Origin of the sequence: Duganella vulcania (genome assembly GCF_009857655.1) — a bacterium.
GTDB lineage: Bacteria > Pseudomonadota > Gammaproteobacteria > Burkholderiales > Burkholderiaceae_D > Rugamonas > Rugamonas vulcania.
On record NZ_WWCX01000001.1, the window covers coordinates 83,893 to 96,684 of the forward strand.

Genomic DNA, 12,792 nt, shown 5'->3' on the forward strand with positions numbered 1-12,792 from the left:
GCCGGAAGTGAGCCGGGCCGGGCAGCGCGGCGCAGCTACGGAAGTGCTGAGGGACACAGCTTAAATAACCGATATAGTGTCTTAACTGATGAGTCCGCCTTGGATGTGAAGCGGCTCAACAACATCGAATTCCATAGACACACAACGCTGGCCTGTCTCATCGACCGGCCTCGAACGCATGCTGGCCGTGTCATTGACGGGGCCACATTCTGACATGGCTAGGTAGCATCAACAACCTCCCCTTTCGCTGCACGGGCGCGACTTGACGATCGCCCCCTTCCATAGGATCATGCGCGCTGCGGACTGATCTCGTTCGTACCGCTGGCGAAGGTAAAGGCCGTGCCGTGAGATCGCATAAACCCATCATCGTCTGTTAGACGCATTTGACCTCACCAGGTAGCGCAACCGACGGCAAGCCAGCCCCCGTACCCGTGATTTAGCGCTACCGCTGGGAGTCTATATGCGTATACCTGTCTCTAAGGCCGACCTGGCCGAAGGCCATTTCACCCAAATTGCACGAAGCCTGCAAAAGCTCTGGCCTGAAGAGCTCAGTCTCATGCAAGCACAGAACACCCTCGCCGGCTTGTTCGGATACCGTAATCTCCACGACGTGCAGGCCAATGCCCGCGATGCCAATCCAACGTCACCACCGTTGATGTTTCGCGAGGCCATGGCTAAAGCCACCGCCTGGCGCATTGCCAGGCGATTGCAACTGCCGCTCTTGCACGCCGCCGCACTGACCAGCAGGCTGCACCTGGAGAGCCTCAGCATCGACGAGCAGACCTTTGAGGCCGCATCGGAGCGTACGAGAAAGGCAGCCGAAAGCCAAGGCAAGTTCATCTTGATGGATGAAGCATGGTCGCTCTTTAGCGAACAATGGAATCCCGAGAACCCGATGCTACTCGACGCCGGCATACCCGGCTATAGCTTCGCTGTCTTGCCGGACGGCCGGTTGTTTCGCTGGTCGATGCTCGAGGAGCTGATCAAACGGCTGCCGCAGCACTACACCGACGACCTGGCCCAGGAACCGCAGTTCGCAGGCATGGCACCGACGGCGATCAAAAACGCCTTCCTGTTAAACGAACTCTATCCGCAAGCATGCACAGCGTTGGTCGTCGGCATCAAGGCGGCTCAGATCCGGCCCCATGGTTTCTCCATCATCTGGCTTTTTGACCGGGACCGGCAGTGCGTTGGCCGTGCACTTAGAAACGACGCCATCGGTGGCATCATCCCGGCCATCTACGGCATCGAAGACGACGCCATCTTTGAGGCCATTGGCAAGCTCTTGAAGGGCGAGATCATCGCGGCCCCAACGGCAATTGGCTTGGCCGCCGGCCAGCCGCTCTACACCTTGCGCTATGGGCAGGGCCTGGGCTACGACTTCTCAGACGACATCCAACAGGCCGTTTCGAACGCCATCAAGCCGGCAAAAAACCAAAAGCCCGACCTCGACAAATTGGCACAGCTGCCAGCGCATATACAGGCCGTGCTGGCGGACGGCCGGCCAACGCTGCAAGGGCAGACCTTCAACGAACGCGGTCAGATCTACCTGCGCGACCAGAGGTGGATCAAGCCTGGGGACATGCCCGCGGTGATCGTTGAACAGCAGGACATCCCGGCGCAAATCCGGGCGCAAGGGAGCCACGACTTTCTCGATTCGCCGCAGCTGCTGCCGGAGCCGGCGATCGCGCTCCACGAGTTGGCCAAAGTCCGGCAACAGCAGCTGCTGGACCTCGCGGCGCAGGCGCTGTGCAACGAGGCCGGCATCGCGCAGCTGACCGGCTACATTCTGAACCAGGTCGATCCGGCCACCTTCAACGCGCACTGCAACCGCGACATCGATGACGCGTTGCCCCGACGTTACGAGGACGAGTTAGCGGACAACCCCGACCTCGTGCGCGAGCGTGAATTCGAGTTGACCTCACTGCGAAGAAAGGGGGAAGAGACCAAGATGCTCATCCCCGGCCTGACGGCCTTCGAAGACACATCGGTAGGACTGGTGCTGCTCTTGCTACATGGCGAGTATCCAGGCAGCCGGCACAGCAGCTTCGTCACCCCACCAGAACCGGGCGACTACAGAGCCATCGCGCAAATACTGGCCGGCGTCATCTACTACGCGCAAGCCCTGGCGCCGACCTCGACAGCGCCCGAGCGTACACCTGACAACAAGCTTCTGCTCTTTACCGTTCATCGTGTCGTCACCGGCGCGGGCGCAGCCGACGAACTTCTACCGCTCTGCCGGGCAATCGCCGAACACGCACGGAAAATGCGGGATCAGACCGCTTTCCTGCAGGCGGTGGACGCATGGCGGCGGGTCCAAGATGACGTCGAAAATATGCGCAAGGATGGGCAGCTGCTTTACGTCGGGGCGGCGATTGCGCGGGAACGGCCAAAGAGCCTCAGTGAGCTGATGATGGGTTACGGCAGAACCAAGGCGGTCCAGGTCCACCACGCAGAACAAGCCCTGCCCATGAACACGGACACGCCCCGCACCTGACGCACGAACGCGAGGCCGTGCAATGCCAGCCGCTGCCGGCGCATCGTCCGGCAGCGCGCTCGCACCCACTATTGGTAGAATCACGACCTTCGCTTGGCGATAGACTGTGCGCCCCCCACAGGTGCGGGGTAAACGGCAGGTCGCTCAGTGGCCGAACAATTGGAAAAAGTTATCGAACTGCAGTCGTCGTCCGCGGCGAAAGTGCAGATGGCTGCCCAAAATTCGACGACAGCCACTCACTGACCATCGGCCAAATTTGAACGCTGGCTGGTTTAGACAAAATCAAGCGATCGTGTGTGTAGTCCTCTGAATAGCCGCTCGCGCGTCCGCACTGCTGAAATTGCACGTGCTGCCCACCAAACGATTCCGCCAGTGCCAAGCATCCACTCGTTGGCGCAATGAACAGGTCTCCAGCGCCGGACAACGCCAGTACTGGGACGGTAACCTTTTGGAGGTGCTGAAGATAGTCAAAGCCATCCAGGCCGGCGAATTTTTTCGTGAGGTTCCACTTGCACCACTGGCGCATGAGCGCAAAACTCTCGGGCTCAGGCCCTATTTTTAAATGATGACCCGGGGCTGATCTGGTCACTTTGAGAAAGAGATCGATCAGCGAAATGAGCGTGCGCTTTTTCAACGTCCGCGCAGCGCACGTGGCTTGTGCCGCCATCAAGACCACGCCATGAACCTGTTCTTTAGCAAGGTCTGGATTTCTGGCCATCCACATCGACACGGCTAAACCACCTCCGCTGTGACCGACAAAAAACACCTTGTCCTGCTTCTGGAACTCTTTGACGGCATGCAGGACTGTTGGAATATCATAATTGGCCACGTCGTCCAGCGTAGCCGGTGCGGAGGGGGCGTGGCTTTTCCCGTGCCCCCTCCACTCGAATATCCATGGCGAGAAGCCGTCCTCGGCCAGCTTTTGTGCCAGGCCGAGGCAGGATCGGTGATTCGAAAAGGTGCCATGGGTAAGGATGACGGCGGGTCCGCCGTTACCAGGCACCTTGTAGAGCGCCAGTTGAACACCGTCCGGCGCCTGGATAGGAATTAGCTGCATCAGGCAGTTTCAAGGATGTTGATGATTTTCTTGCCTTCGACAATTTGTTTGAGCCCGCCGCGCATTTCGTTCAAACGGGCGTAACTGAACAACGCCTGGATCATGGGGATGAAAAACTCGCCCAGCCCGATGAAGCGAACCTGTTTGGCGTCAATTTCAATCCAGGAACGCTTGTGCAATTCGTCGAAAATCGGTGCGTAATCGTGCAACAGATCGGCGCCGAATGCAACGGCGTAGTTGTGCAGGTCAATCGTCATCGATTGCATCGACTGGAACAACCACGCCAGTTTCAGGTCTTCCTTATTGTAAAGGAATTGCTTTTCGACGGGCAATTTCCCGGCATCGATGCTCTGGAAGTAAGCGTCGAGATTGCGCAAGTTCATCTGGGACCAGTTTGGTCCGCCTTGCACCGGCCAGGTGAAAGGGAAACTGACCCCGGCATAACCCAGCCCGATCATGTTCCTGGTCTCGGTCACCGACTGATCGTCCGCATGGAGGAAGTCGCGCAGATTTTGCTCGTATTGATAGCGGTCGGCATTCGGCGACTCGAACCGGCCGGGCATGCTTTCGACTTTTTCCCAGTCGTAGACGGTTGCCTGGCGATAACCCTTCGAACGCAAGAACGCGCACGATTCCTTGTACATGTCGATGGTCGTTTCGAGGGACGGCAACAGCTCACGCTGCGCCTTGCTGAAATCGCTCCGGCCGGCGATGTTGAGTTGGTAGTGCGTGATGTGCCGGACACCTTGATCAACCAACTCCCCCAGGTCACGCAGCATGTCAGCGACGGTTTGTTCCGGCCAGCCGTAGATAAGGTCGACGTTGACCGCCAACTTTGCGGCGTTGAAGTGATCCAGCGCATCCATGACTTGGCGATGGGTCTGACGACGCCCGCTGTATTTGATCAGCTTGTCGCTCATTTGCTGAACGCCCATGCTGACACGATTAAAGCCGGCCGCGCGAATTGCGTCGACCTTGTCTTTGGAGAACAGCTGCGGGATTCCTTCGATGGTGCGTTCCACGTCATCGGGAATTTTCCCGTACAATTTTTCGGCGATGGCCGTCAGCCGGCCGTAGTCTTCCGCTTTAAGCAGATTGGGGGTGCCACCACCAACATACATGGACGAGAGCCGGTCGTTTGCCAGGAACGGAGCGTATAATTCCGCTTCACGCTCCAAGTATTCCAAGTACGTTTGCATGCCGGAATTGCCCTTGTAATCTTGGGTCGGGAACAAGCAAAACCCGCAATGGCTTGGCACCGTGGGAATGCAAAAAGGGAGGCCGAGATAGAAATTATCAGCCAAAGGCGTGGCCTTGGCGATCTCCATGCGCTGGGCCCAGCGACTTTCAGCCTGCCCATCGTTCGGCGCCCAGTACATCGGGCTCGGATGCGCGTGCAATACCTTATTGCTCTGTGGCCGAGCAAATTCTTGATCGATAAATTTGGCGGCTTCCTCACGTGTTACGCATGCAGTAGTCATGATTTCCCTCTTTCGAAAAAGTTTGATTGTTGAATCAGTGGTAAGCAACACTGGGGCGATGACACATGGGATTGCCTGCACATCACGGACGGAATTTAATCATGGGCGATGTCGTGGCACTCTTTGCAAAACGTCCGTTTTGGGCGTTTCAAAAAGAAAAAAGCACGCGGCGTGCTTTTTTATCTCCCTCTGTGGCAAGGGCGTTTAAGAGGTCTTTTTTGGCGTGGTTTGTGCGTTGACAAGGTTACGTAGTCGTGACTGATTTGCGATATGAGCAAATGGCTTCCCAACGCAAGGCAGCTGGGACTGGCAACGTGATTTTCGAAGCCAAGTCACAGAGGGTGCATCAGATGTGGCACAGGCGCCAGCGCACACCACGCAGCAAAAAGTCGGGTGCGGGTCGGATCTGCCAGGGAAGCGGTGGAGCAGGATGGGGCGGAGAAACTGAAAAGGGAGCGCGGTCCTCAACGAGGTGCGCTCCCTTCAAAAACGGCCAATCGGTCGGATGGCCAGACGTTGAAAAAATTGACTAGTCTTTCGAATCGCCAGCGGCGCAATACCTGACGAAGGCCACAATCGATATCGCTGATTGCGGCGCTCTCACGTACTGCGCACTGGCCAGCTGGCACGGCCTATTCAGCCTTCGACGAATGGATGTTGACGCCTGGCGCCGAGCCGGGGTCGAGGATCATCACCAAGCAAGCAGCAACATCAGGCTCGCCGTATTCGTCGCAAAGTGCTTTAGGGTCATCCCCTTCTTTGACGGCGATGGCCTGTGCGTGAGCGAGCAGCTGCTGGAGGTCGGTCACCGTCAAGTCCATCGTGAAAAGGTAATCCATTGCGATACTCCTTGAAAAAAAAATTGCGCCATCACGATCAACAGCGCTTTTGAAAGAGCCCGAGCTACCCGACCAGCAGCGGGAAGCATCGGGCCCAACAGAACGACACGCGAACAATTTGAGGGACAGCCTGGATAAGGCAGCCCTCAGGTCATGATTGCGCGTGCAGCAGCCCTGCAATGGCGGCCATGCCGGCAACAGGGGAACCACCGGTTCCCTGGGCCACCTGATCCAACGCGTTCATGAATGGACAGCCCTCACCATGCTGTGCGGCCGGGTTCACCTGGATAGCTTCAGGAATCAAGATCTCCCACTGCGGTCCATACGGAACAATTGGCAGAGAACGGGTGTCACCGCGCCTGGTCGCGATCTCGGTAGCTGCAGCGATCGCGCGATCACGTTCGAGCAGGCTGAAATAGCAATCACGGTTGATGTTGCCGTTGTAATGAGCATCGACCATGCAGGACGTGCCACCATGATTGCGGCCATGCCAAACGTCATCACCACATAGCGAGGTTCGCCGGCGATGCGATGGGGCACGCCATCGATGATCAAATGGCTGCCTGCGACAATGGAGAGATACTCCTCCCACGCCAGTCTCGGTTCGCTACGCGGCCCGTAGATGCCGAACTCGTACGACGAACCGGAGTTCGCCGGGCTAGTCAGATCCAGCACGGCTGGCCAGGACGCATAGTCCCAGTCGTCATGACCGGAAGTCATGCCGCGAGGCTCAACGGCATCGACGCGCAGGGACGTCCACAAGCAACCACGCCACCAGCGGTAGTCCACCGCAAAGCGTACATTCGAGCGCGCCATAAACACGCCCGAGGAACGAATGGCAACGGGGGCATCAGCGCCGGACACTTCCGCAATATCGATGGTGAACTGGCCGTCGTTGAAGTGCTGCAAACGGGGCTTGCGGCACCGCGGCGGCACGACCATTTCGGAGTAAGGAAAAAGAATTTTGACTTGCATAACGTGCTCCTTGAAAGAATGCGGGCGCACGTCTCCCAGCGGGAGAACATGACAAACCCGCGAGAGTTGAGAAAAGGTACCTACAGCATGATGGCCAAAGGGTCATTGGCTCCCATGCACTGCTCGAAAAAAGTGGAACGGGCAACGACGACGGCGTGCGGCGCACATGACCCGCTCGTCGAGCGGCCCACTAAGACACCACGCTAGAACGAACTTAGCGCAGGGCCCGAATGCTCGAGCGTCATCAAATCCAGAACAGCGTGGTAGCCATTCTTCTCGATGAATTCCACAACGTCGCTACCCCAGCACCGCTCACCAGACGGAAGATTGTCGCGCTGGATAAAGCAACTGTAGCGCTCACCACAGAAAATAATCGTGGCGCCGCAGTGGGCCCAATTGAGCATCGGATAACCACGTTTCGGGCTATCAAGCTCAATCGCCCCGGTCCTCAGGTCCAGCGTGGCCGGCGCCTCCTCGATGTCGTCGCCACCGATAACTCCTTCGGTGGGGTCGACGAGTTCGACCAAAACATGGATGCGATAGTGCTGCCACAAACGGATATTGCCATTTGCTGCGCGCCATACCTCAGCGCAAACCACATCGAGTTTCGCGGGCTCCAGATGACTCTCCAGCGCCAGCAACGCCCGGTCGGACGTGGAGAAGTCGCCAGAGGGTCGGCCGGGATTGCGGTTTTTTTCGCAGAAAGTGACTTAACCGTTTGATTTACTTAGAAAATTCGACTTTATAGTTCATCGGCGCCACTTCGCGCTCAAGATCCAGCATGTATTCGCCGAACCTGTTGATGTGCCCCTTGCGGTACGGCGCCAATCCTCGCAATACCTCCTCCGTCAGCACATAGCCCTTCGCCTGTATCCCCTTCAGCAGCTTCGTCATCTCATGGACGTTGTGCAAGATCACCATGTTCGCCACGAGCTGGTTGTACTTGATCACCTTGCGTTGCTCATGCCGGACGTTTTCCGCGATGATGCCGTCGCCGCCGAAGAACAGCCACTTGATGAAGTCGTTGAACTCCTCGCTCTTGTTGGTGGCAGCGTGGATGGTACGGCGCAGTTCCGCGTCGTTGATGTACTTGAGCAGGAACATGGTCCGCTGCACCCTCCCCAGCTCCCGGAATGCATAGTAGAGCTTGTTCTTGCGGCTCGCGGTGCCGAGGCGCCGCAGGATGGTCGACGGTGCGATCTTGCCCGCCTTGATGGAAATGACCACGCGCAGCATATCCTTCAGGTGCCGTCCGATCAGCTCCCAGTCAATCGAGCCACGGAACAGACTGCCGATATGCTCATACTGGTCGGCCTTGTCCGCCTTGAAAAACACCAGGTCCTTGATGTTGCGGATGCGCGGCATCAGGTCGATCCCCAGCAGCGAAGCCAGGCCGAACACCGGCGTGCTTTGGGCCTGGGTATCGCCGTGCAGCGTATCCGGCTGGATGTCGGACTGGTTGTTGATCAGGCCGTCGAGGATATAGACCGCCTCGTACACCCCGCACGGGATGAAGTGGCTGAACAGCGCGATATACTTGTCGGACACGTGGTAGTAGCCGATGCCGCCATACCCGCCGTACCGGATGTGGTACTCGGACAGCAGGTTCGCCTCGTAGATGTTCCACTTCGTTCCATCGGCCGAGGCACTCTTACCCGAACCCCAATAGCGCGGCAAGGCGAACCGGTTGTACGCATTGATCACTTTGACGATCGCCTTGTCGAGCCGCTGCTCCGTGACGTGCTTGAGATTGAGCCACGCCACCTGCTTGCGGCTGAGCCCTTTGACCGAGCGCGCGGTCTGGGTGGCGCCGAGGTTGCAGCCATAGCAGAACAGCGTGGTGATGAAGCGCTTACGCGGATCGTCGACCTTGGCCTCGAAGCCGGACAGCGGCCCGAAAAGCTTGTGCAGGTCGAGCCATTTTTCGGTCTCGGTCAGCACGTCAAGTATGCTCACCGGATCCATTTCGTTGGTGACCATCTGCTCGACCGCCTCCAGTTCCGGCGGCGGCTTGGGGCGCTCCATGCGCCGGATGACGATGCCGCTTTGGTCGATATCGACGTGACCGTTCTCCGGAAAACGCTTGTCCACGTCGCGGGCCAGACTGCTCAGCTTTTCACGCAACTGCGCCACGAAAGCCTTCGCCTCCACCGGCAAGCCGACCAGTTCGCCGTAAGTGCCCACGTCCCGCTCATACTCATCCCAGTCCACCAGGTGGTTGCGATAGTCGTCGTAATCGCCGCTGTGTTCGACGTAAAGGTCACCGGACTTCAATTCATCCATCACCTCCGTCATCACGGCCAGCTCGAAGTATTTCCGGTGAGCGCTCGCGGGAGCACCGGCAGTGCCGCGACCAAAGACGAGCTTGCGCCACTTGTCGGACATCCAATCGAGTGCCAATTCTGGCAGCTCGCCATCCGCAGCCGGCAACTGCTCCTTGTGGCTGGAGCGATGTTTCAGAATGATGGCGATCGCCGCCAGCAGGCTGTCGTCCTGCGAGCTTGATTTGAGGCTCAGCGCCTCCAGACACTTGAAGAGCAAGCTGCGCTTGCCTACGTACCCCGCGAGCATGAACGGATAATAGTTGTTGCCGGCGTAGGCCATGTGCTCGTCGCACTCGGTGATCCACGCCTCCAGGTCGCCGTCGAGGGACTGCTCGACCCGCGCCACGCGCTCGGCCTCGCTCCCGTCCTCATTGAGGACCGTCAGGACCTCGCGGAACTGGCCGATTAGCCGCTCGATCTGCTCGGCGTGCTGCAGGTGGTATTGACGCAACCGTTCCTCGGCGCCGTTGTGCAGGTTGCGGATGGTCTTGATGAAGATCTCGGCGATGTCGTCCATCGCCTTCTGAAGCTGACTTTGGATCAGCAGCACAATCAGGGTGTAGCGCTTGAGGGGCTTGAGGCGGCGCATCTCCGCAACATCGAGGGCGCGCGCCTCCAGTACCAGCTGCTCACGTTTGGTCGCCGCGATAGAAGCCGTGTCCGGCAATCCGTCGGCCAGCGCGATCATGCTGTCGATGTGGGCCAGGAAGTCCGTCACCTCGCGGACATTGGGCTGTTTCGGCTCGCGCTTCAATCCGTCCCACAAGCTCTGGCTCGTGCCTGAGGTGAGCATCTGCTCGAAACGCTCGATGACGGCATCCTGCAGGGCGCCGGCCACCTGGCGGTAGATCAGGTCATTGACGGTTGCACGTGACTGGCGGGCGAGCCTGAACAAGTAAGTAAAGCCTGGCAGTTCCAGCCGACGCTGGACCAGCTCCTCGATCATCACGTTGATGATGTCGGGCAGCTCCTGCTTGGTATAGGCGGTCTGCCGGGCCAGGCTCTCCAGCCAGTGCTCGTCTGCGGCCTCCATCACCCGGATGCCCACGTATATGCGCAAGCGTCGCTGGTGGATGGTCTTACTGCCGGACTGGTCGTACTGAGCCAACGCTCGCTTGGCCGGAACGCGCAAGCCACTATGTTCGCAAATATGCCGGATAACAACAACGGGCACGCTGGCCAGCGGGACGAAATACCCGAGCCGTTGGAGCAGCTTGAGCTGTATCAGGAACAAGGTGCGGTGCGATGCCTGGCGGTACTGCGTGAAAACGTGTTCGATTTCCGCTCGCGACGGCGTATAGATGGCCATGAGTTCCTGCTCGGTGAATTCGAGCTTCAGACGCGGATAGGCGGTTTCATGGACATTCGTCATCGCATTCGGTCGGCAACCGCCCTGTGAAGGAATTGCCGGAAATGGTGCATCATTTGCAAGTTTTTTGTCAAGCGATATGATGGCGGCAAAGTATCGCTTCGCAGGCCAATCGGCGGCTTTACGCGCCTGGCGCCGGCAAAATAGCGTTCAACGTGACCTGCGCCGCCTGTTTGATGGCGTCGTCGGGATGGCGTGCATGCAAATAGCGCAGCGCCGTCATGCGCGGCTTGCCATCGTCGATAATCTTGAGCGTCTCGATAATCTGCAGTCCCACGACGACATCGGCAGGATTGCGCAGCGCGCAGGCGACCAAGGCATCAGCCGCCGATTTGTCATGCATCAGGCCAATAGCGACGATTGCGCGCACGCGCACCTCCGGAGAGGGGTGGCGTAAGGCGCTCACCACCTTTTCGCGATAATCACCTTCTCCGGTATTGTTTTGCGCGTTGCCGCATACCGGACAGGCGGTTGCCAGTGCCGGCAGCAACGTAAAACAATGTGTGCAGAAGCCATCACTCATCTCTAACATTCCTGCGCCACCTTGCGTCGTTGCATCCATTATCGAATGACCATCACGGCACAGTGCGCGTAGGCGATGACCGTACGGGACGCCGAGCCGAGCAGCCAGCGCTCGAACAAGCCTTTGCCGCGATGGCCAACCACAATCAGGTCGACCGATTTTTGTTCGGCTTCCCGGACGATCTGTTCGGCCGGATGGCCGACCACGATATTGAAGCCCGGCGCGATGCCGGACCGCGCAGCGCGTTCGCGCAGCGGCGCAAATTGGTCCTGGAAATGCTCCTGTACCTTTTCGAGCAGCGCCTCCGTTTCGACGTCTTCCGCGAAATCTGGCGGCCGGACGATCGCCAGCACGTCCAGGGCTGCCCGGTATTTGACCGCCAGATCGAGCGCATAGTCAAAAGCCTTTTCGGCGGGTGCGGAGCCGTCGTAGGCAATCAGAATTCGCTTGAACATGATTTTCTCTCCTGCCGTGAACTCAAACCCTGTCGAAGTCCCGGCGCTTCGTTTCCATCACGGCTCCGGCAGGGACGCAACGGCGATGTCTTCGGCCGGCGGCACCTTTGCCGCCGGTACTGCTTCTGCGACCAGATGGTGCGGCATGAAGAAGGCGTTGGCGATCAGCGTCGGAACCACCGCGCTACCGATGACCGCCGCCACCAGGTAGGAATACTGCGCCTGGTCGATCACGCCATGTGAAAGCCCGAACAGCGCCGAGATGCTGCCAAAAGTGAGGCCGGTGGACATCAGCAGCGTCGTGTACATCGCTTCCCGCCTGGGTGAGTTGTATATTTTCGTGACCGGGTAGACGCCGGCGAACTTGGTTGCCATTTTGGCGAGCAGTAAAACGAAAAAGGCTGCTGGCGCGGCAATCAGGGCCGGCACCGAGACGAAGGACCCCGCGCGGATGAAATAGAACGGCGTCAGCAGGCCGAATGTCAGCGTGCGCAGACGTCGGATCAGCGCATGATCCTTGCCCACGCTACCGGCCAGCACCATGCCGATCATGTAGGCCGGCAGGACCGCCTCGCTGTCCGCCCAGCTGGCCAGGGCACCGAGCGCGAACAGGATGAGCAGCAGGTATTTCGCCTCCAATTCGGACGGACGGCCGCCGTAGCGCCTGAAGAAGCGCGGCGTCAGCCAAGGCAACACAGCGAAGGCGGCGATGCTCACGCCGAAAAACACCAGCGTCTTGACGGTGAACGGCGAGAAGATAAATCCCAGCGCCAGTACCGTTCCCAGGTCGTTGATGAAGCAGGCCGCCAGTACGGTCTTACCGTAGTGGGTCTTGTTCAACCCGAACTCCAGCATGACCGCGTACACCACCGCCACCGAGGTGGTGGAGAGCGCGACCCCGGTGAGCCAGCTGGCGGAGGAACCCCATCCAAGCAGATAGTGGGCTGCTGCGGCGCAGCCGAAGAACGGCGCCACAAAGCCGATCAATCCGATCGAGCACGCTTCCTTCCATTGGGTGCGGAACACCGTGGGGTCCAGCTCGGCGCCGGCCAGAAAGGTCAGCACGATGGCGCCGGTGCCGGACAAGAACTTGATCCACGATTCGTCCGTTCCCAGCACGGAGCCGCCGATGAGCGCGCCGATGAGCAGCTGGGCGACGGTGCCCACGACGATCTCCGACAGGGCCGTCGCGACGCGCAGCCAGATCGACAACAGCGTGGCCACGAGGGCCAGTCCCAACCACAATGCGGCAAGTGTCCAGACGTTGGTCAT

10 protein-coding genes are annotated in these 12,792 nt (G+C 59.0%); 1 reads left to right on the forward strand and 9 read right to left on the reverse strand.

Annotated elements, in window-relative coordinates; genetic code table 11:
* Window positions 1-460 precede the first annotated feature (460 nt).
* Complete coding sequence (locus GTP90_RS00355) at window positions 461-2,497, forward strand: hypothetical protein (protein WP_161081580.1); 2,037 nt, start codon at window positions 461-463, stop codon at window positions 2,495-2,497.
* A 169-nt stretch (window positions 2,498-2,666) separates the two neighbouring features.
* Here GTP90_RS00355 and GTP90_RS00360 read toward each other — a convergent pair whose 3' ends face one another.
* The 9 genes from GTP90_RS00360 to GTP90_RS00400 form a co-directional block, all read right to left on the reverse strand.
* Window positions 2,667-3,554 carry an alpha/beta fold hydrolase gene (locus GTP90_RS00360; RefSeq protein WP_161081581.1) on the reverse strand — a complete coding sequence of 296 codons (888 nt, stop codon included), beginning with the start codon at window positions 3,552-3,554 and terminating at the stop codon, window positions 2,667-2,669.
* On the reverse strand, window positions 3,554-5,035 hold the full coding sequence (locus GTP90_RS00365; RefSeq protein ID WP_254451678.1) for a coproporphyrinogen-III oxidase family protein: 1,482 nt from the start codon (window positions 5,033-5,035) through the stop codon (window positions 3,554-3,556). The genes GTP90_RS00360 and GTP90_RS00365 overlap by 1 nt, the downstream gene beginning before the upstream one ends.
* Before the next feature lie 632 nt (window positions 5,036-5,667).
* Window positions 5,668-5,874 carry a hypothetical protein gene (locus GTP90_RS00370; RefSeq protein ID WP_161081582.1) on the reverse strand — a complete coding sequence of 69 codons (207 nt, stop codon included), beginning with the start codon at window positions 5,872-5,874 and terminating at the stop codon, window positions 5,668-5,670.
* Window positions 5,875-6,174: 300 nt separating this feature from the next.
* On the reverse strand, window positions 6,175-6,849 hold the full coding sequence (locus GTP90_RS00375) for a DUF8359 domain-containing protein (RefSeq protein WP_161081583.1): 675 nt from the start codon (window positions 6,847-6,849) through the stop codon (window positions 6,175-6,177).
* Window positions 6,850-7,052: 203 nt separating this feature from the next.
* Window positions 7,053-7,490: a hypothetical protein gene (locus tag GTP90_RS00380; protein WP_161081584.1), complete on the reverse strand. Its 438-nt coding sequence runs from the start codon at window positions 7,488-7,490 to the stop codon at window positions 7,053-7,055.
* Window positions 7,491-7,572: 82 nt separating this feature from the next.
* Window positions 7,573-10,545 (reverse strand): Tn3 family transposase, encoded by a 2,973-nt coding sequence (locus tag GTP90_RS00385; RefSeq protein ID WP_161081585.1) that lies wholly within the window; start codon window positions 10,543-10,545, stop codon window positions 7,573-7,575.
* 118 nt (window positions 10,546-10,663) lie between these two features.
* On the reverse strand, window positions 10,664-11,065 hold the full coding sequence (locus GTP90_RS00390) for a HEAT repeat domain-containing protein (RefSeq protein ID WP_161081586.1): 402 nt from the start codon (window positions 11,063-11,065) through the stop codon (window positions 10,664-10,666).
* A 38-nt stretch (window positions 11,066-11,103) separates the two neighbouring features.
* Window positions 11,104-11,520 carry a universal stress protein gene (locus tag GTP90_RS00395; RefSeq protein WP_161081587.1) on the reverse strand — a complete coding sequence of 139 codons (417 nt, stop codon included), beginning with the start codon at window positions 11,518-11,520 and terminating at the stop codon, window positions 11,104-11,106.
* Between the two features lie 57 nt (window positions 11,521-11,577).
* Entirely contained in the window at window positions 11,578-12,792 is a 1,215-nt protein-coding gene (locus tag GTP90_RS00400; protein ID WP_161081588.1) for a cation:proton antiporter, read from the reverse strand.